Source organism: Microbacterium gorillae (genome assembly GCF_050990725.1).
GTDB classification, from domain to species: Bacteria; Actinomycetota; Actinomycetes; order Actinomycetales; family Microbacteriaceae; genus Microbacterium; species Microbacterium gorillae_A.
Window position 1 is genome coordinate 3,600,455 of the sequence record NZ_CP158844.1, and the last position, 17,532, is coordinate 3,617,986.

The following is a 17,532-nucleotide window of genomic DNA, read 5'->3' on the forward strand; positions in this document are numbered from 1 at the left end:
GCCCCGCGAAGCACCCGCACGCAAGCCCTGGACCTCGCACGAGGACCGGGGCTTGCGTTGCATCCCAGACACCCACCCGAAGGAGCCCAATGACCGGAGAGCCCACCGACACAGACAGGCTCCGACAGCACCGCGCCCGCGTGCGCGTCTGGTGGTGGACGTTCAGCGTCTGCCTGTTGATCGCCCTCGTGTGCGGCGCCATCCTCATCGCCGGGATGATTCGTCGCGAAGATGGTGCCCCACTCATCGAGGACACCGGTGCGGTGCTTGTCGGCGCACTCGCAACGGTCGGCGCGCTGCTCTCGGCCGTCGCGCCCAAGCTCGAGGCCATCCGTCACCAGGTGCAGAACAGCCACCCGACGAACCTCCGGGACGACCTCGACACAGTCCTCGCAGAGATCCGTGGAGTCCGACGCGATATCGGCCGTGTGGACACACGTCTCACCTACACCCAGCAACGCCTCGACAAAGTCTTCGACCACGTGCATGAGCTCGAAGACATCATCAACCCCAAGGAGAAGAAATGATGGACCAGATCATCCCACCGGCCGTGAAGCTCGCCGCACAGCGCGGCTTCGTCCGCACCACCGCCCAGGCCTACGCCGCGACGCTCACCACCGGAGTCAGCGCCTCTGTCGTGCTCGGCATCGCGACCGGCACCATCGAGATCATCCCCACTCTTGTCACTCTCGGGATCTCGCTCGTCTCCCCGCTCATCGCGGGTGCTGCGTCGTATCTCACCATCACGAGCACAGGCATCCCGGACGAGTACACCAACGCCGGTAGACGTGACTGAGTTCATCCGATATCGAAGTTCTGTTCCCATAAATTCCGCACTCAACCTACGCTCGTTAAGCACAAACATTCGATGAAAGGTGGGAAGATGGGAACATATCTTCGCCCGGTCGCGAACGCGACAATCGAGGACAGCTGGCAGGGGCACAAGAACCGCAACCCTCCGTCAGCCGAACCAGGCACAGACTATGGGTGCGCCTACGGCTCGAACGTCCTCGCGGCAACAAACGGCGTCATCCAGTACGTCGACACCAACCCCGATGGTGCAGATGGACGAGTCGTCGGCCTGGCCGCCGACGACGGCAACTACATCCGCTACCTGCACCTGAGCCAGTCCCTCGTCAGCGTCGGCCAGCGCGTCACACGAGGACAGGCCATCGCGAAGTCCGGCGGATCCGGAAACGGCAGCAACACCTACTACGGCGCACACGTGCACGTCTCCCTCTGGATCGGCGGCACTCCGTCGAGCCAGGGATACGCCAACACCGTCGACTTCGAAAACTACATCGGCAACACCATCACCACTGATCCGGAGGAACTCATGCTCATTCTCGTTACCACGTCCGCGTCTTCAGACGGTGCCGTCAAGGCCAACCAGGCGTACGCCGACAACCTGGTCGGCCCGCTCGTGCTGCTCAGCTCGCTCGAGCACGGCGCCCTCGACTACTGGGCGGGTCGCGGTGTCCCGTACCGTCGCGCCGACTGGTCCGGCAACGACGTCCGCAACGTCATCCGCGTCCGCGGCGTCCGCCCCTGGGACCCCACGACGGGCAAGTCCACCTACAGCACCGTGAACTACTGATCCGCACGGCTCAGTGAAGAAGGCGCCCCCGCAACCGTTCACCGGCGCGAGGGCGCCTTCCTCGCTCCGCAGAGGTCTGCACACGTGGGCGACCAACACCCCCGGGAGATCCGGGCTTCCGTCAGAAACGGAGAGACATGCAGGTGACCCAGCTCAACGCTGACCGTGGCTGGCTGGACGCGCCGGCCGCGGCGTCTGTGCATCGCGTGGATCGCGCGCTGGGCCGGCCGCTCGACATCAACGAGGCAGGCCGGACGTGGGCTCAGCAGATGGTGTTCTGGCAGACGTACCAACGCGACGGATATCCGATCGCGCTGCACCCGGACACCCCATCAATCCACCAGCTCGGCAACGCGATCGACACGGATGACTCCGATCGTGCTGCCCTACTGAACGAGCATGGCTGGGTCCAGACCGTTTATCGCGGCGGAGTGCTGGTGGAGCCCTGGCACTTCGAGTACGACGTGTCGCGCGACCAGCACGTCAACGACCCCGAACCCACTGCGGCAATCCGCCGCCCCGAGGAGGACGATATGAAGATCATTCGCTGGAACCAGCACCACACCTTCGCCGTGGGAATCGAGGCGATCTACCACATCCCCTCACCCCAGGAACTGGGCGAACTCAGCGCCCTCCACGGAGCCACGATCGAGGTCGACAACCACAGCCTGACCACGACGCTCCTGTGTCACGGCCTGCACTGGGACGCGGTGGATGCCGTTCTCCGTGGCGCGGCGTTCGGCTCCGATGGGAAGTACTGGTCTCGCCTGACCGCCGAGGGAATCGCGATCCGCGACAACCAGAACTCCACGGCCAAGACCCTCGCCGATGTGCTTGCTACCGCGAAGACCGTCGAGAAGGTGTGACCCTCTCTGCCGCGAGGCAGATATAAGCGCAGGGCTGATAGATTCAAACAATCAGCCCTGCGCTTATATGGTCAAGTGCTTCGGAGCGCGACATCTCAACTCGGAGCGCTCCGATAATGAGCGCGACAACCGCGCCCTCACAAACAACGGCAAGGAGAATTCGAAGGATACAGCGCGACGAACGACCCATGGTTTTCGCCGCAGCCGCGGTGTTTACGACCCTCGGAATGCGTCCGAGTCCGCTCAGAATTAGTGCGCCGCGTCGTAAGCTTCGAGAACGCTCGCCGGAACACGCCCGCGGTCGGAAACCGGGTGCCCATTGTCGTTCGCCCACGCGCGAACTGCAGCGAGGTCAGGACGTCGTCCGACGCGCTTGGGGGTGGTCGCGCGCACGGTCGAAGCATCACGCCCGACACGACGACCAGCAGAGATGTAGGGGCTCAGTGCGTCGCGCAGCGCCGCAGCATTCGCGTCCGTCACATCAATCTCATATGCAACGCCGTCGAGAGAGAAGTGGACGCTCTCGCCTTCGCCTGCATCGAGAACCGTACCGTCAATGTCGTCAACGAGCTGGTGGATGATCTTCTTAGCCATGCGACAACAATACGTTATCTCGCGCAATTCGCGTTACATAAAGACATCCCAATTAAATAGCAAGTTGGGTGACTTATTAATCTAACGCGCTCGGCGCGGAAATAGGCAACGCTGCCCCTATGGTCAGACGGGCCGGTCGAATAGCGTCGCTATCCGTGCACAACGGCCCCTTCTGCGGGTCCGCACGATGTCCAGGCGAAGCCGACAAGACGTGGGGCCGCCCACGCTAGGAGCGAGTGCTCCGAACCCCGGCGGCGCCGGTGCGTCGCGGCCGAAGCGTCATTCCAGCGCTGACGTCGATGAACGACCCGGTTGTCCTGGCCGCCGCGTCCGACACGAGAAAGGTGACGGCGTCCGCGACCGTTGATGGCGAAGCGACGTCGCCGAGAACGGACATCTCCCCCATGTACTGGCGGGCAGCGGGATCCTGAAACATCGGGTGACCGTTGTCGGTGTATCCGGGAATAACCCCGTTCACGCGGATACCGTTCGCCCCCAGCTCGATGGCCAGATTTCGCGTCAGCGACTCCACAGCGGACTTGGTCATTGCATAGATCGGGTCGCCACCACTGGCGATATGCGCGCTCGCCGATGAGATGTTCACGATCGAGGCACCAGCCGTCATCATCGTGGACAGTGCTTGGATGAGGAAGAACGGCGCCCGGACGTTCAAGTGCACGAAGGCGTCGAACGTCTCGAATGTCGCCGCGGAAAGCGATGGCCCTTGCATCAGAGCAGCGTTGTTTACGAGAGCCGCCAGGCGCGCGCCTGACCGGCTGGCAAGTTGCTTCGTCACCGTGTCCACGACCGCAACGAGGCCGTCGTGAGTGGTGAGGTCAGCTTGAACGGGAACGCACGTGCCCCCTCGAACGGAAACCACGCGAGCGAGCCTTTCGGCTTGAGCGCGATTCGACGCGAATTGAGCCACCACGACATGCCCGTCAGCACTCAATGCCGCACATATCGCTGCGCCGATCCCACCCGAAGCGCCCGTCACGACCACGATGGTCTCGCGCCGGCTCTCGTCTGCCTCATCAGCCATGGCTTGCCCACAATCTGTCTTCTGCACGGTCGGCTCGCTCATTCGGCTCGAAGAAGGTCAGAGTGGATCGCGGACCCGCCAAACGACGCCATCGACACACCGTTTTGCCTGACCTGCCCAGAGAACTTGTTCCCGGGTCTGAACTCAACCGCGAGCAGCGGGAGGGGGCGAGTTTCGATGTAGTGGTCGAATCTCAGCCTGAGCGCAGTCAGCTTCGCTCCGGGCTTGAGATTCCCGACACGGTGCTCGACGGCGACCGCAACCTGCATCGCGGTGATGTGATCCGAAGGATGGTCGCTGAGGATGGGATCATCTTCGCTGAAATCGAGCGGCTCCAGCTCCTGTCCGGCATCAGTGTTCGAGATCGCTGCAGGCCTCGGACGGTTGCTGCGCAAACGCTCGTACAAGGGACGCGGGATGAACGTTGCGTGGGAACGTCCGGTCGCCACGAGACCGTCCTCAGATTCGAAACCAAAGCGCTGATGAAAGCTCCGCTTGCCACCATCAATCGCTGCGCCGCTCACGATATGGCTGTGAACGATTCCGTTCGTCGGTGCGTTGGCGTGTCCTAGAAGCCGCAGTGAGATCCGGTTGAGGATGAAGACATCAGAATCAGGCAGACTGGCCTGGCGCGTGAGTTGGAGCATGCCGACCTGGCGCTGCACCTCGAGCACTTCGGCGAACCGTGCGTGCTCGGCGGAGGTCGTCGGTATGCGGAATGCTGCACTCACCGTGCGAGCGGATACCGCCTGAGCGCTGGCCAGCCACACGCTCTCGGCCCGGATCTTGTGGACATCCGCCGGATGCACCTCGGTTGTCGCGAACGCCGGCTCGGCGACGAGGGGTCCGCTAGTCACCGAGTTCTCTCCTGAGGAATGGAGTAAGTCGGTCGATTCGTGACGGGAACGACACCCAGCCGTCTTCTAGTCCGGACAGCACCTGCGCACCGACAAAGAGCGCGTTCGCATACTCAGCTGCCGCAGCTGGGACGACGTCAGCACGGATGGAACCATCGCGTACTCCCTCCTCAATCAGAGACTGTGCGATGGCGATCCACTCGAAGTACGGGTCGCGCGCATCGGCGGTGATCTCAACGTTTGGATCTGCGGCGAGCCGAATGCCGCCCTGCACGATCCGATCCGTCGAGATCAACACGGCCAGCCGGTTCATCAGAAGCACAAGCTTCTCGAGCGCATCACCCTCCTCCTCCTGCATCGAGGCAAGGACTTCGGTCATCCGCTCTTGCTGCTCTGCAAGCACCGCGTTCGCGAGCTCCGCTTTCGTACCGAAGTGAAAGTACATTGCACCTTCACTGATGCCGGATTCGTTAGCGATGGTACGCAGGCGCGTACCCGAGTAGGAGAGGTCAGAGAAGACTCTCGCAGCGCCTGACAGGAGCGCTTCTCGCGTCTCGATGGATCGCTGCTGCTTCAAAGATGCGGCTCGTCGCTCGACCATGGTTGGCCTCCTAGGCATTCAGAACAAAACGGTGTGCATGCACAGTCAAACAGTCCGTCACCGTACCGTCAGCCATTTCGCCGACTGTCCACCCGCACACGTTCAGTCCGTCGGCTCCCGGGGCCAGGTCAGCCCCGGGGTTCGACCAGAAGCGAGGCCATTCGGGTTCGGCCCTACTCCCTTTCCGACGAAACCCTACACCCGTAATGCACGCGGCCTACTTCCCTGTGATCACAATGACGTGAGCATGCGAGTGTGGTAACCCACATGATCACGGAGGTGTTCGTTTCCCTCAACCCATCACGCGTTCACAACCTCCTAGCGATCGCGCAATGTAGATCCGCCTCCTGTAAGACCCCGCCCTTGTGAGCTTCAACCGCCGCCAGGTGTGCATCCGCCACTCGGATTGTCGAGCGCTCCGGGAGCACTGCTCTCCTTGGTTGCCTCACCATGGTTCTAGCGAGGCAACCAAGTCGCGCAAATCTCTTTTGTGTAGCAAAGCGAAAATGGCTCACTTTTGCACGAGGACCCATATCCCTAACTCGACCTTGCACGACCAGCCGCCGCACCCACTCGGACACAACCGATCGACGAACCATCGGACCAGCGCTCTACGACACCGGCCTCGACCCCACCGAAGGACTCTGGCACAGATCAGGCTGGATCGGCGAGCACTAACACGCCCGAACCCGTCCACTCTTTTTGGCCGATAACCCGAAAGAGCCCGGCCGGTGGCCAGGCTCTTGCTCTGAGTGACAGATCTCGCGAATCATCTGAGACCTATGTCTCGAGTCATCACACTGGTGGGTTGTTCGCGAAACTCGTTCTGCCGCATGATCCCGCACCCATTTCTCCCGCATAGTTCCGCCGATCCTCTGCACTCCGACCGTTATTCCTCCGCAGCACCAGTGCTGCGTGGCTGGCTGGCGCTCAATTGTTCTATGCGCGGGCAGACCTAGCGCCCCTTGGGACGTGAACCACAACATGATCCAACGCTTCATCCCGTCAATCGTGGAACCCTCGGAGAAGGCGCATGAAGCTCCGTCACTTGCCCGCACCGCCACAACACACCCCCCAAGTCATGCCGCCCCACACACCCAAGCGCGCGAACCAAAACAGCAATCGCGATGAACTTAGCGCACCGAGGATCAGCGCGCATCGGCCATCCACAGCATGAGGAAACTCTCATCCTGCCGGCTATGCATTCAGATAGTGAACGCTGCAAGACGCTCGTATGCTTGCGCCGGGGAACAAAGCCGTAGGGGGCGTGATGGTGTTCAACAATCCTGAGGAATCGGTCGCGCGGATTCAGGAAGACGTTGCGCGGGCGGAAGCCCGAGCGAAGGCTCTGCCGCTGATGCAGGAACAGATCGCGCAAGTGCGCGGACGGGCGCAGTCGCGTCAGCGAGACATCAGCGTCGAGGTCGACGCATCGGGCCAAGTCAGCGGACTGGACATCTCCGACGATGCGCTGGGTCGCGGCGGGCGGGCTGTGTCTCGCGAAGTCCTGGATCTGATCAAGACCGCGACGATCCGTGTACGGGAGCAGTCCCTTGCAATCACGACCGAGCTGCTGGGTGCGGATGATCCGATCGTGAAACTCACCGCAGACCAACTCGCCGCCGACATTGAGAACACGGACCAGAGCGGGGACCTGCGGTGGTAGCCGACCGCATCGCCATCAGCCCGTCGGTGCTGAGCGCGCACGCGGAACAGGTGGAACAACTCGCCACGGATGTCACGGTCGCTTTGGACGCCGTCCGCGGCATCAACCTTGGTGGTGGGGCATTCGGGGTGATGTGTGCCTGGATGGTGCCACCAGCACTCGCTGCTAGCACGCTCGTGATCAGCCACATCGAACAGGCACAGCGCGTCTTGCATCACACCAGCGAACAGCTGGTCGGTATGGCAGACGACTTCCGCGCCGTCGAGGACAACACGACCGCCACCGTCGATCAGCTGCTGAAGAACGTGGAGTCCCTGCCCGCTCCCGCACGCGGTGGCACAGGCAGCGTGTTCTCGCCTGGAGTGCTGGAATGAGCGACGGCAACCCGCTCGTCGCGGACCGCGTCGACACGACCTCCGCGTTTGCGGGTGCGTTTCTCCTGCAAGACGGTGAAGACCTCGCGAACGCGATCTCCTCCGGCGACTGGGCCGCCGGTGCCCTCGCCGTCACGTCGACCGCCCTCGACACCGTCGGGGCGATCATCGACCCGATCGGCACCCTCATCGCCAACGGCCTCGGATGGGTGCTCGACCACATCGAACCCCTGAAGAGCTGGTTCAACGACTTCACTGGAGACGCCGCCGAAGTCGCCTCCTTCTCCGGCACCTGGGGCAACACCAGCGGATACATCGCCCAGCTCGCCGACACCTACCAAGGGACGCTGTCGCAACTCGACGACATGGCCGGAGAAGGCATCGACGCCTACGTCGGATACGCGAACGCCGTCATCGCCAACCTCCGAGCCGCAGGCGAATGGTCCAACGCCATCGCCGTCGGGCTGCAGATCGCGTCCACCCTCGTGCAAGCCGTGCACGACATCGTCCGCGACGTCCTCAGCCAACTCGTCGGATCCGCAATCTCCGCCGCCGCCACCACCGCAGCAACCATCGGATTCGGCGCACCCGTCGCCATGGCCCAATTCGGCACAAAAGTCGCCGCTCTCGTCGCCAAAGTCAGCCGCGTCATCACCAAAGTTCTCGACGCCCTCACCCAACTCCTCCGCCGCCTCGAACCCCTCATCCGCAACATCGGCGAGGTCTACCGCAAGTTCATCGCATTCATCAAACGAGCCGCAGAGGCGCTGCACCTCAGCAAAGCGGACGCAGACGTTCCCGGCACAGACCTACCCATCGCCGGCGGCAAAAAGCCTGACGGCGATGATCTGACTGCCGGCAACGACCGTGCACCGGATGGCAATGATCTAAACCCCAAGAGTGATCATGGAGCCGACGATCATGATTCGAACACTAATACCGATCCTGAACCCAACGGCCCGTCGCCGAAGGACCAGGCACGGATCGATCGTTTGGAACATATTCGTGACGCTCGCAATCCCGATGACTCTTATGTTTACGGGGACGGCCGACGCAACTGGGCGCGTGGCGAGATCTTTAATCTCGAAAACCACCACCGATATGACATCAACGAATTGCACGTCACCAAACCAGACAGCCCCCACTACAACCGCATTGATTCATTCAACCCCGGCAACGAGCTTGTTTCCAGGAAGGAAACACAACTCGCGGAAGTCTCGCAAAGAACAGCCCGGGGATACCTCGACGAACTCGTCAATAAGTACGGCATCAACAAGGAAGACGTTACGATTGCTAACACGCCAAGCAATCGTAGAGACCTCATAGCAGCAGGGCACAACCCCGACGACTACATCGGGAAACCGCTCCAGGGTCAGCAGGTGTTGGAAGTTCCGGAACAAAAAGCGCCGCCACCACCGGCGCTCCTGCAGATGGCCGCGGACCGACAAGTTGAAATCAGAGACATCGCGGGCACCGTGTGGGAGCTCAGCCCCGATGGTTCGACTATTCTCGAGATTCGAGCCGACGGCTCCACGATCTCCCACCCGGGATAGTCAGGAAGGTAGAAATGATCGACTGGCGATACTGCGGCCGGTTCAACGAGTGGACGCAGAACGCGATCCCGGAACCCAACCTGACCTGGATCGATGAGACCGAAGCGAAGCGCCGCTACACGCTCCCGGCTCAGGAGTTGGCGCTGATCCCCGTCCTGCAGGACTCCTCCGGCATCGTCCCGTGGCACATCAACGTCACCACCGGAGAGAACCCGTCCTTCATGATCACCTTTCAACGCCCTCCTGGTGTGCCAGAGTCGCGCGTCCGGTGGCGCAACGTGGGCAACGGTCGCCTGTTCGCGCACCAGGCGCACCTCTGGGACTACCCCGACCAACCACCACACCCGATGCTCCCGATGAAAGAACGCGACGCACTCATGCGTTTCGACTTCATCAATAACGAGGACGGAACCGGACGCCTCCTCATTTACGAGAAGGGCAGCCGCGACGTCACGACCGCCGACCGCCGCATCGATCCCACCACGATGTACGCATCCGTGCCCGCGTGGGGGCGCTGGGACGACCTCGCCAACCGCGACGCCCCGCACCATCCGTAGGGACGTGCCGACAAGCCGTCGACCAGCGTTGTTGGCTCCTAATTCCTGAACGCAGACGAGCGCCTCGGGGTGTCGAATGACGACCCCACACACCGTGACGCGGTGCCGTCACTCATTGTCGCTTACGACCAGCACACGCCAGGAGTACAGCCTGGAGCATCAGCGCTTCGCCTCGTCGAATCGCTCATCGAACGCGGACACGACGTCGAGCACTTCGTCGGCGACCAGGCCTACGCCCCGAACACCGTCCCGGAGAACCTACAGCACCCGCTCCGCGCGCTCGGCATCAAGCTCGTCATGCAGTACCCGTCGACCGAGAGCGGGCTCGGACAGCAACTGCAGCACAACGGCGCCATCATGGTCGAAGGCAACTGGTACTGCCCTTCCATGGCCGCGCACCCCGACCTCATCGCAGCCACAACCGAGTACCGCAAAGCCATCAAAAGGGTGGAGCAAGACCGCACACTCAACGGAGCCGCACGCGCCGAACAGAAGACCGCAATCAAGGCACGATGGAAACGTCTCATCAAACAACGCGAGCCGTTCCTCATGCGTGCGAAAGAGAACACCGATGCACGAGGCAAGACACCCCTCATGTGCCCAGCCGCCGGCAACTCCCCCACCATGAGCTGCGCGCTCAAACCGAACATGAAGGGCACCACCAACGGCCGCGCGCTCCTCCCAGTGCTCAACGTCCCGAAGACGCCAGGCAAGGTCTGCACCAACAAGACAAGCACCAGCTTCGACCTCACCGACGAAGGCAAGTACGGACAGTACTACCAGTACGGGTCCGACGAGTGGGAAGCGCATTACGACCATGCCCGCTCACAGGTCGAGTCCGTCAACGCCTACGTCAAAGACGAATCAACGTTTGCGCTCGCACAACCCGGCCGTCGACGCATGCGCGGGCGCGCGGCCCAAGCATTCCTGCAAATCATGACCCTCGCAGCCGTCAATCTGCAGCGCATCCGTGACTTCCTGCTCGAACGAGAAGAACGTGCTGGCGAACACGAAGACGGCATCACACCGCCTCCGGCGCGAACGCGACGCAGCCGACGCACCGCACCCGACACCCGGCTCTTCCTGCGCGAACGCCGCCGCCGCGCTCAGGGCGAGCAACCACAACTCACCTAGCCGACGCGCCGCACTCTGACACGAACACCCCCGCAGTAACGAAGGCGGCAGCCTACCCAGACACCGCCCGATCCAGGAAAACGCCGGCGTCGCAAACCGCAACCACGCTCAGACACAGCGTCACACGGGTACACAAACGAAAAATGCCCCCGAACCGGGGGCATTTTTCTTTGGGTTTCGAGTTACCTGGATAAAAGTGCCGGAGTTCCACGAACATCCCCTGGTGGCGGGTGAGGGATTCGAACCCCCGTAGCTTACGCGTCTGATTTACAGTCAGATCCCTTTGGCCGCTTGGGAAACCCGCCAGGTGCGCACCCGACCAACTTGTACAGCCGACCAGAGGCGCGAATATTGATACTACCGGAGCATCGGCCCGACCAAAAATCGGCTGATCAGAGGCGGGTCTCAGGTGTCGATGCGGTGAGCCTCGTCGCCCTCGTTCTGGTGCGGAACGCGCAGCAGCGCGCCTTCCGCGCGGCAGGTTGCCGCGGCCACGTCCATGGCCTCGCCGAGCGCCCGTTCCCATCCCGCGCCATCGAGTTCGCCATCGCTCACGAGCGCCCGCACGATTGTCGCGAGTGTGGCGTCACCGGCACCCATCGTGTCCATGATGCGGCCCGGCAGATTCGAGATCCCGCGTGCGGCACTGAAGCCCGCACCGTCGACGCGCGCACCCTCAGCACCCGCCGTCGAAAGCACAGCGGCGGCACCAAGCTGAAGCATGCGGTCACGCATCTCGGCCAGGCTCGCGCGATACAGCAGACGGGCATCGTCGTCGCCGATCTTCACGAGCGCAGCTGACGGCACCAGCGCTTCGAACCCGGCGATGAAGCGCTCGCGGTCGTGCATCATCCCGGCGCGCGGATTCGGGTCGATCACGAGCCGGGTGGGGGTTCCACCGACCGCGTCGGTCAGCTCGTTCGTCTGCGTCTCGTCATCGAACGCCACGCAACTCACCACCGTGACCGGCGCGGCACCGATCGCGGCGCGCTCCGCTTCGCCGTAGCGGATCCTCCGCTGGCGTGCAGCATCGGAGAACGCGTACACCGGCTCACCCGACGGGCCCCGCTCGCTGATGGCGCGCGCCGTGCCGAGCGGCGACGGGGTCGCGAGAAGCTCCACGCGGTACGCATCCAGAAGCTCGCGGATCCGATTACCGGGCTCGTCATCGCCGACCATCGCGATCAGAGTGGTCGGCACACCCAGCACGCTCAGCCCCACCGCCACGTTGAGGGCGGCGCCACCGATGAACTCACGGACCCCGTGCGGATCGCGCAGCTCGTCGATCAGCGCGTCGCCGATCACCACCACGCGGTCGCCGCTCATGCGTCTTCCAGGACGCGACGGACGAAGTCCTCCGCGCGGCGGCGCGTGCCGTCGAGGCGATGATTCACATCGCCCCTGATCTCGCCGGGCGCGAGCGGGGCCGCCAGCCGAACCGCGTCGTGACAGGTGAGATCGGCGCACATGTACGTTCCGATGCCGTCGCCCCGCTCCCCCGCCTTTCCCCCTCGACGTGCGGTGAACATCGTCACCTGATCCGCCGGCTGCATCGTGTGGCAGATATTGCAGACACCGGCCCGCGCATGACTCGAGCCCGACGCCGCGCGAAGCATGATCCCGGTGGGGTGTCCGTCGAGCTCGACGATCAGGTAGGCACGATCCCGCGTGCGCGGATCCCGCCAGGCCACGAAGTCCATGTGATCCCAATCCAGGATCAGAAAGGCGGTGGGCACCGCCATCAAGTCGCGCTCGCTGTCGGACGCGTTCGCCAGTGCTGCTCGCGCGTCGTCCTCCGTCATTCCTCGCATGAAGCCTCCGTGGGCGAGTCTAGGAGCCTCTCACGCCGTGCGGGCGGGAACCACCACCCCGGGAAGGGCCCACACGCCGAAGCCAGGGCCCTCGAATCCGATTCGCACCACGCCGTCCGCGGGCACAAGCGACGCTTCTCCGAACAGCGGCGAAGCGTCCCGGATGCCGGCGAGAGCGCGGGGGTCGACGTCCGCAACAACCGCGGATCGAGCCGCCGCGACCACCAGCGTCTCCTCGGCGCTCTCGCGCACGAACACCAGGAGCTCATCCGACACATGCACCCACCGCATCCCGCCGGTCGCAAGCGCGACGTGCTCGCGTCGCAGCGCGATGAGGTCGCGGTACAGAGCGATGCGCTCGGCGACGCCCGCGTCATCCTCCGTGCCCCACGGAATCGGGGTACGGCTGGACTCGCCATCGGCGCCCCTCAGCCCGTACTCGTCACCCGCGAAGACCACCGGCAACCCCGGCAGCGTCATGGACAATCCGACAGCGACGGGTACGGTACCGGGCGCGGCGTTGGTCGCGAACCGCGCGGTGTCATGCGTGTCGAGCGGCTGCATGTTGCCGAGCCGTACGCGCCACGGGATCCCCGCCGTGAATCGGGTGACAGCGGCCGCCACATCCGTGCCCGAGTAGCGCGGGATCCCACCGACGGGCTGCGTGAAGAACCACGGATCGGTCGATGTCGAGCCGTCCGCTTCGAGATACGGCTCGCGGGCGGGCTCGCTCAGCCAGCCCCACACGGGGCGTGTGAACGAGGGATACGTCATCGCGCCGTGCCAGGCATCGCCCTGGAGGTCGCTTTGCGCGTCGTTCGTCGACTCACCGAGCAGGATCCGCTCCCCCGGCACCGAGGTGACGGCACGCAGCAGCCCCTGACGCACCTCAGCATTGAGGTCGATCGCACCGAGCCGCCCCGTCATATTCGCCACATCCACCCGCCAGCCGTCGATGCCGAACGGCTCCCGCAGCCAGTGCACGACGACGGAATCCTCGTCCTCGTAGAAGCGGCGACGCAGTTCGGCATTGGACCAGTCGAACTTCGGCAACGTGTCATAGCCGAGCCAGGATTCGTATCGGGTGCACTCCGGGTCGGTGAAGTAATAGAAGCCGGCTTCGACGGATTCGGGGTGACCCTTCGCCGCGCGGAACCACTCATGACTGTCACCGGAGTGGTTGCTGGTCAGATCGCCGATGATGCGCATTCCGCGCTCATGCACGGCCGCGATCAAGCGTGCGTATGCCGCGTCGCCGCCCAGAAGCTCGTCCACGTGATGGAAGGTGGAGGCGTCATAGCGGTGGTTGGACTCCGCAGGGAACACCGGCGTGAGATAGACGAGATCCACGCCCAGGTCCTGGAGGTGATCCAAGTGCTCGATGATGCCGTCGAGGTCACCGCCGTAGAACTGCTGGGTGCGACCGGGCATCACCGGATCGACCGGCTCATCCCAGGTGGCGGGAATCGCCCACTCAGGTGTGGGTCGGGCATCGGCCGCGGCCGAACGCGCGAAGCGATCGGGGAAGATCTGATACATCACGGAGCGATGCAGCCACGCCGGTGGCGCGGCGGTGGTGACCAGCGCGAAGTCCTCGCTGTCCAGGGTCTCCCCGACGTGAAGACCGGATTGATTCAGCCACTGAACCAATCCGTCCTCATGAACGAAGAGGAACCGATAGCCGTGCCGCGGATTCGCCACCGTGATCGGGGCTTCCCACCACTCCCATCCATCGACCGAACCGATGCGTTCGGCCTCGGTCCAGGCCGGTTCGTGGTCAGGGTTGGACCTCGTCCGCACCGCTGTGAGGGGTCCGAACCCAACCGGAACGCGGACCCGCACGCGCACCGTGTCGCCGAGTTGTGGCGCATCATCCGAGACATACAGCGCCGAGCCATCGTGGTGCGGTGTGAGCGTCATCCGTGGTCCTCCCTCAGCGAGGTTGTCGACCTCGTCCCCGGTCGTTCGTCCTCGTGCGGTCAGTCTAGGGGCGGGGTCGGACACTCCGGTGTTCGAGGGTGCGAAGGCGCTCCAGGGCGGCGGTCTCCACGTCGGCGATCGTGTTCAGCACAGCGGATCCCTCCGCGAGCAACCGTGGCTCGCGCTCGCGGCCGGCTGTGTCGATGAGGTTGGCAGCACGAGTCCACAGCACGGCAGATTCGTCGAACAGATCGATGCCCTCGTCCCACGCCGCAGCCTCAGATGGGGCGAGATCGACGATCTCTCGAGCTTCAGCAAGGAAGTCGCGATAGAGGTTGCGGAACAGCCCGCCTCCCGTTCCCCCACGCTCCATCAGCGAGGCAATCAGCGGCAGGTCGACGGATGGGTCGGCCACACGATCCAGCCAGGTGGGCAGCTTCCGCGCTGCCGTGCGCACACCGCGTCCGCCGACGTTCGCGATCGGCGGGTTCAGGTACGCAATCGCTGTGGAGGTGACGGCATCGATGATCGACGACGGCAGGTCGGTCGGATCGCTGGGACGAACCGTGAACGACCGGTGGCGTGCAGACATCGGGCCGCGGGCCGAGCGTGCCGCCGCGAGACTGTCGAGGCTCGTGGAAACCTGTCCACCCTGCTGCGCCGTGTCGACCAGGCGAGCGTTCTGCTCGTCGTAGCCGATCATCGCCGCGAAATGCCCGGCGAAATGCACCCGCGAGGTGAAGTAGTCCAGGTAATAGCTGTCCAGCTGCAGCCCCACCGCTGCTCCCTCGTCGAGCGCGCCACGCACGCGCTGCCACGCGAGTCGCGCAGATGAAGTCTCATGCACATCCAGTGCCACGCCGCACCGATCGGCCACCGAGAGAGCGATCTCGAACGGCTTCACCCGGCCGCCGATAAAGGGAAGCGGCTGCCGTCGCGAATCCCAGTACACGAAGGACAACCCGCCCCCGAGCCCGAACAGCATCGGCTCAGACAGATCGATGCCCGCGCGCGAAAAGAGCACGCGAAGCGTCGAGGTCTCGCAGTGGATTCCGCCGGCGAGCGGCGAGTGATCGGTACGCATTACTGCTCTCCTACTCGTTCGATGAGCCAAGCGCGTTCGGCCTCCCACTGATTGAGGGAATAGGCGAACACTTCGCGGGCTGCGAGCGGGAGGGGCTGCTGACTCTGCTCGGCCGCTCGAATGGCCGCGAGTCGGGCATCCACCTCCTCGAGTCTCGCTCGGAGTGCCCGCGCGTAGTCGGTACCGACGAGGTCCAGGTTCGCGAGCGCCAGGAGGAACGGATGGGCCGCCGGGCGCGCGTGCTCAAGCAGGTCCGCGACGGCCGCGAGCGCCTGATCCCGGCCGGCATCGGTGGCGTGCATGACACGTCGTGACGTCGGTCCTGCGGCGGCGTCGGATGCGACGAGACCCCGCTTCTCCAGCTTGGCGAGCACGTAGTAGATCGATGAGAAGCCGATATCCGTCCACTGCCGGATGCCGCGCTGTTCAATGAGGCGCTCCAGGTCGTACCCGTGCCGGGGTTGCTCGATGACGAGCCCGAGGATCGTGAGCTCAGCCGAGGTCAGGGTCATGCCATTATTCTAGCACTAGAATACTTGGAACGACTCTTCCGCACTTTCGCGGCACCCGCGGATACACTGGCGACATGCCAAGCGACAGTAGTTTCGACATCGTTTCCAAGGTCGACCACCAAGAGGCCGACAATGCACTCAACCAGGCGAAGAAGGAAGTCGAGCAGCGCTACGACTTCAAGGGCACCGATGCCTCCATCGACTGGAGCGGTGAGAGCATCCTGATCAAGGCCAACACCGAGGAGCGCGCACTCGCCGTCCTCGACGTGTTCCAGTCCAAGCTGATCAAGCGCGGCATCTCCCTGAAGAGCCTCGAGTCGGGCGACCCGACGCCGAGCGGCAAGGAGGTGCGCATCGTCTCCACCATCAAGAACGGCATCTCCCAGGAGAACGCGAAGAAGATCGGCAAGATCATCCGCGACGAGGGACCCAAGGGCGTCAAGAGCCAGATCCAGGGCGACGAGCTGCGAGTGCAGTCCAAGAGCCGCGACGACCTCCAGGAGGTCATCCGACTCCTCAAGGCATCGGACCTGGACGTCGATCTGCAGTTCATCAACTACCGGTAACCATCCCTGCACGCAGAAAGCCCAGCCACCTCCGATGGAGGCGGCTGGGCTTTCTGCGAAGACGGCGACTACGCCGTGCGCAGCAGAGTGCCGATCTCGACGGCACTGCGGTCGAGGATGATCAGCTGGTCCGCGTCGACCTTGACGAAACGGACACCGCTGAGCCAGGTGTCGACGTTGGGACAGGCCTTCATCGTCGATGGCATCCGCGTCAGGGAGATCGTGTCGCCGTCGGCGGCGAAGGTAGCACCGACGCCATTGCAGCCGTCGGAGCCGACCACCATGCCATCCGCGGTGAAGGTCAGGAAGGCGCCGCCTTCATCGCCCCAGGTCCCGAGCACGGACTCGAGGAGTGCGCGATCGCCTTCCGGAGCGGCCGAAACGGGGGTGGGAGTCGGGACGACGGCAACCGGGAGGCTCGGGCTCGGCGACGCCGAGGGCGAGGTGGACGTGGAGGATCCAGCCTCGGCGGACGAGTTCGTCGCGCACGCGACCAGCGGGGCGGCGAGTGCCGCAAGGAGAAGGAGCTTTCCGAGTGTGCGAGCCATGCCGCCAGTCTCCCGACAGCGGCTGACAATTGCCAGTGCTCACGCTTCGCGCAGGGAAAAGCCTGATCACAAAGATGAGAACTTTCTCATGCTGAAAGTGACGTGAGTGTCTCCCATGACTTTGCCAGATGCCGATCGCCCCGTAGCCTGAACGGGGCGTGTCTCCGACGACGCCTACAAGGGGAACTCTGCCGCATGCGCGCGGCTTCGTGACCTTCTGCCTGATGGCTAACCAACACACAACGCAGAG

Annotated in this window: 20 protein-coding genes and 1 tRNA gene; 10 read left to right on the plus strand and 11 right to left on the minus strand. The window is 63.8% G+C overall.

Annotated elements, in window-relative coordinates; translation table 11 throughout:
• Positions 1 to 89: 89 nt before the first annotated feature.
• The 4 genes from ABTV68_RS16685 to ABTV68_RS16700 all read left to right on the plus strand — a co-directional run bounded on the left by ABTV68_RS16685 (position 90) and on the right by ABTV68_RS16700 (position 2,463).
• Complete coding sequence (locus ABTV68_RS16685) at positions 90 to 527, plus strand: hypothetical protein (protein WP_433674815.1); 438 nt, start codon at positions 90 to 92, stop codon at positions 525 to 527.
• On the plus strand, positions 524 to 796 hold the full coding sequence (locus ABTV68_RS16690; RefSeq protein ID WP_433674816.1) for a hypothetical protein: 273 nt from the start codon (positions 524 to 526) through the stop codon (positions 794 to 796). Before ABTV68_RS16685 ends, ABTV68_RS16690 begins: the two co-directional genes overlap by 4 nt.
• A gap of 87 nt (positions 797 to 883) precedes the next feature.
• On the plus strand, positions 884 to 1,597 hold the full coding sequence (locus ABTV68_RS16695) for a M23 family metallopeptidase (protein WP_433674817.1): 714 nt from the start codon (positions 884 to 886) through the stop codon (positions 1,595 to 1,597).
• A gap of 137 nt (positions 1,598 to 1,734) precedes the next feature.
• Positions 1,735 to 2,463 carry a hypothetical protein gene (locus ABTV68_RS16700; protein ID WP_433674818.1) on the plus strand — a complete coding sequence of 243 codons (729 nt, stop codon included), beginning with the start codon at positions 1,735 to 1,737 and terminating at the stop codon, positions 2,461 to 2,463.
• A 249-nt stretch (positions 2,464 to 2,712) separates the two neighbouring features.
• On the opposite strand, the gene ABTV68_RS16705 is transcribed toward ABTV68_RS16700, so the two are convergent.
• The 4 genes from ABTV68_RS16705 to ABTV68_RS16720 all read right to left on the minus strand — a co-directional run bounded on the left by ABTV68_RS16705 (position 2,713) and on the right by ABTV68_RS16720 (position 5,557).
• Positions 2,713 to 3,057: a histone-like nucleoid-structuring protein Lsr2 gene (locus tag ABTV68_RS16705; RefSeq protein WP_433674819.1), complete on the minus strand. Its 345-nt coding sequence runs from the start codon at positions 3,055 to 3,057 to the stop codon at positions 2,713 to 2,715.
• A 226-nt stretch (positions 3,058 to 3,283) separates the two neighbouring features.
• Positions 3,284 to 4,141, minus strand: coding sequence for an SDR family NAD(P)-dependent oxidoreductase (locus tag ABTV68_RS16710; protein WP_433674820.1), 858 nt, complete (start codon positions 4,139 to 4,141; stop codon positions 3,284 to 3,286).
• A complete protein-coding gene (locus ABTV68_RS16715) occupies positions 4,138 to 4,956 on the minus strand; it encodes a hypothetical protein (RefSeq protein WP_433674821.1) in 819 nt (272 codons plus the stop codon). The genes ABTV68_RS16710 and ABTV68_RS16715 overlap by 4 nt, the downstream gene beginning before the upstream one ends.
• Complete coding sequence (locus ABTV68_RS16720) at positions 4,949 to 5,557, minus strand: ScbR family autoregulator-binding transcription factor (RefSeq protein ID WP_433674822.1); 609 nt, start codon at positions 5,555 to 5,557, stop codon at positions 4,949 to 4,951. The genes ABTV68_RS16715 and ABTV68_RS16720 overlap by 8 nt, the downstream gene beginning before the upstream one ends.
• A 1,270-nt stretch (positions 5,558 to 6,827) precedes the next feature.
• On the opposite strand from ABTV68_RS16720, the gene ABTV68_RS16725 reads away from it, so the two are divergent.
• From ABTV68_RS16725 to ABTV68_RS16745, 5 genes are all read left to right on the plus strand, one after another.
• A complete protein-coding gene (locus ABTV68_RS16725; RefSeq protein WP_433674823.1) occupies positions 6,828 to 7,223 on the plus strand; it encodes a hypothetical protein in 396 nt (131 codons plus the stop codon).
• On the plus strand, positions 7,217 to 7,597 hold the full coding sequence (locus ABTV68_RS16730) for a hypothetical protein (RefSeq protein WP_433674824.1): 381 nt from the start codon (positions 7,217 to 7,219) through the stop codon (positions 7,595 to 7,597). The genes ABTV68_RS16725 and ABTV68_RS16730 overlap by 7 nt, the downstream gene beginning before the upstream one ends.
• Complete coding sequence (locus tag ABTV68_RS16735) at positions 7,594 to 9,150, plus strand: hypothetical protein (RefSeq protein ID WP_433674825.1); 1,557 nt, start codon at positions 7,594 to 7,596, stop codon at positions 9,148 to 9,150. Before ABTV68_RS16730 ends, ABTV68_RS16735 begins: the two co-directional genes overlap by 4 nt.
• A gap of 14 nt (positions 9,151 to 9,164) precedes the next feature.
• The gene (locus ABTV68_RS16740; protein WP_433674826.1) at positions 9,165 to 9,707 is read left to right on the plus strand and encodes a hypothetical protein; all 543 of its coding nucleotides are present in this window, start codon (positions 9,165 to 9,167) and stop codon (positions 9,705 to 9,707) included.
• Between the two features lie 69 nt (positions 9,708 to 9,776).
• On the plus strand, positions 9,777 to 10,841 hold the full coding sequence (locus ABTV68_RS16745) for a hypothetical protein (protein ID WP_433674827.1): 1,065 nt from the start codon (positions 9,777 to 9,779) through the stop codon (positions 10,839 to 10,841).
• A 221-nt stretch (positions 10,842 to 11,062) separates the two neighbouring features.
• On the opposite strand, the gene ABTV68_RS16750 is transcribed toward ABTV68_RS16745, so the two are convergent.
• The 6 genes from ABTV68_RS16750 to ABTV68_RS16775 all read right to left on the minus strand — a co-directional run bounded on the left by ABTV68_RS16750 (position 11,063) and on the right by ABTV68_RS16775 (position 16,168).
• Positions 11,063 to 11,146 (minus strand) — tRNA-Tyr (locus tag ABTV68_RS16750).
• A 100-nt stretch (positions 11,147 to 11,246) separates the two neighbouring features.
• Positions 11,247 to 12,167, minus strand: coding sequence for a PfkB family carbohydrate kinase (locus ABTV68_RS16755; RefSeq protein WP_433674828.1), 921 nt, complete (start codon positions 12,165 to 12,167; stop codon positions 11,247 to 11,249).
• Positions 12,164 to 12,652, minus strand: a complete 489-nt coding sequence (locus ABTV68_RS16760; RefSeq protein WP_433674829.1) for an FBP domain-containing protein — start codon at positions 12,650 to 12,652, stop codon at positions 12,164 to 12,166. The genes ABTV68_RS16755 and ABTV68_RS16760 overlap by 4 nt, the downstream gene beginning before the upstream one ends.
• A 30-nt stretch (positions 12,653 to 12,682) precedes the next feature.
• Positions 12,683 to 14,572, minus strand: coding sequence for a glycoside hydrolase family 13 protein (locus ABTV68_RS16765; RefSeq protein WP_433674830.1), 1,890 nt, complete (start codon positions 14,570 to 14,572; stop codon positions 12,683 to 12,685).
• 64 nt (positions 14,573 to 14,636) lie between these two features.
• Positions 14,637 to 15,656 (minus strand): BtrH N-terminal domain-containing protein, encoded by a 1,020-nt coding sequence (locus tag ABTV68_RS16770; protein WP_433674831.1) that lies wholly within the window; start codon positions 15,654 to 15,656, stop codon positions 14,637 to 14,639.
• A complete protein-coding gene (locus ABTV68_RS16775; RefSeq protein ID WP_433674832.1) occupies positions 15,656 to 16,168 on the minus strand; it encodes a PadR family transcriptional regulator in 513 nt (170 codons plus the stop codon). The genes ABTV68_RS16770 and ABTV68_RS16775 overlap by 1 nt, the downstream gene beginning before the upstream one ends.
• A 74-nt stretch (positions 16,169 to 16,242) precedes the next feature.
• Between ABTV68_RS16775 and ABTV68_RS16780 the strand changes: the two genes are divergently transcribed.
• Positions 16,243 to 16,734: a YajQ family cyclic di-GMP-binding protein gene (locus ABTV68_RS16780; protein ID WP_231091682.1), complete on the plus strand. Its 492-nt coding sequence runs from the start codon at positions 16,243 to 16,245 to the stop codon at positions 16,732 to 16,734.
• A 68-nt stretch (positions 16,735 to 16,802) separates the two neighbouring features.
• On the opposite strand, the gene ABTV68_RS16785 is transcribed toward ABTV68_RS16780, so the two are convergent.
• Positions 16,803 to 17,282 (minus strand): META domain-containing protein, encoded by a 480-nt coding sequence (locus ABTV68_RS16785; protein ID WP_433674833.1) that lies wholly within the window; start codon positions 17,280 to 17,282, stop codon positions 16,803 to 16,805.
• Positions 17,283 to 17,532: the final 250 nt, after the last annotated feature.

Excerpts from the sequence above, each read along its gene's own strand:
- ABTV68_RS16725 (WP_433674823.1), top strand. The coding sequence starts at position 6,828 with ATGGTGTTCAACAATCCTGAGGAATCGGTCGCGCGGATTCAGGAAGAC.
- ABTV68_RS16765 (WP_433674830.1), bottom strand. The coding sequence starts at position 14,572 with ATGACGCTCACACCGCACCACGATGGCTCGGCGCTGTATGTCTCGGAT.
- ABTV68_RS16690 (WP_433674816.1), top strand. The coding sequence starts at position 524 with ATGATGGACCAGATCATCCCACCGGCCGTGAAGCTCGCCGCACAGCGC.
- ABTV68_RS16775 (WP_433674832.1), bottom strand. The coding sequence starts at position 16,168 with ATGACCCTGACCTCGGCTGAGCTCACGATCCTCGGGCTCGTCATCGAG.
- ABTV68_RS16785 (WP_433674833.1), bottom strand. The coding sequence starts at position 17,282 with ATGGCTCGCACACTCGGAAAGCTCCTTCTCCTTGCGGCACTCGCCGCC.
- ABTV68_RS16710 (WP_433674820.1), bottom strand. The coding sequence starts at position 4,141 with ATGAGCGAGCCGACCGTGCAGAAGACAGATTGTGGGCAAGCCATGGCT.
- ABTV68_RS16770 (WP_433674831.1), bottom strand. The coding sequence starts at position 15,656 with ATGCGTACCGATCACTCGCCGCTCGCCGGCGGAATCCACTGCGAGACC.
- ABTV68_RS16700 (WP_433674818.1), top strand. The coding sequence starts at position 1,735 with ATGCAGGTGACCCAGCTCAACGCTGACCGTGGCTGGCTGGACGCGCCG.
- ABTV68_RS16755 (WP_433674828.1), bottom strand. The coding sequence starts at position 12,167 with ATGAGCGGCGACCGCGTGGTGGTGATCGGCGACGCGCTGATCGACGAG.
- ABTV68_RS16705 (WP_433674819.1), bottom strand. The coding sequence starts at position 3,057 with ATGGCTAAGAAGATCATCCACCAGCTCGTTGACGACATTGACGGTACG.
- ABTV68_RS16685 (WP_433674815.1), top strand. The coding sequence starts at position 90 with ATGACCGGAGAGCCCACCGACACAGACAGGCTCCGACAGCACCGCGCC.
- ABTV68_RS16720 (WP_433674822.1), bottom strand. The coding sequence starts at position 5,557 with ATGGTCGAGCGACGAGCCGCATCTTTGAAGCAGCAGCGATCCATCGAG.
- ABTV68_RS16740 (WP_433674826.1), top strand. The coding sequence starts at position 9,165 with ATGATCGACTGGCGATACTGCGGCCGGTTCAACGAGTGGACGCAGAAC.
- ABTV68_RS16780 (WP_231091682.1), top strand. The coding sequence starts at position 16,243 with ATGCCAAGCGACAGTAGTTTCGACATCGTTTCCAAGGTCGACCACCAA.
- ABTV68_RS16760 (WP_433674829.1), bottom strand. The coding sequence starts at position 12,652 with ATGCGAGGAATGACGGAGGACGACGCGCGAGCAGCACTGGCGAACGCG.
- ABTV68_RS16695 (WP_433674817.1), top strand. The coding sequence starts at position 884 with ATGGGAACATATCTTCGCCCGGTCGCGAACGCGACAATCGAGGACAGC.
- ABTV68_RS16735 (WP_433674825.1), top strand. The coding sequence starts at position 7,594 with ATGAGCGACGGCAACCCGCTCGTCGCGGACCGCGTCGACACGACCTCC.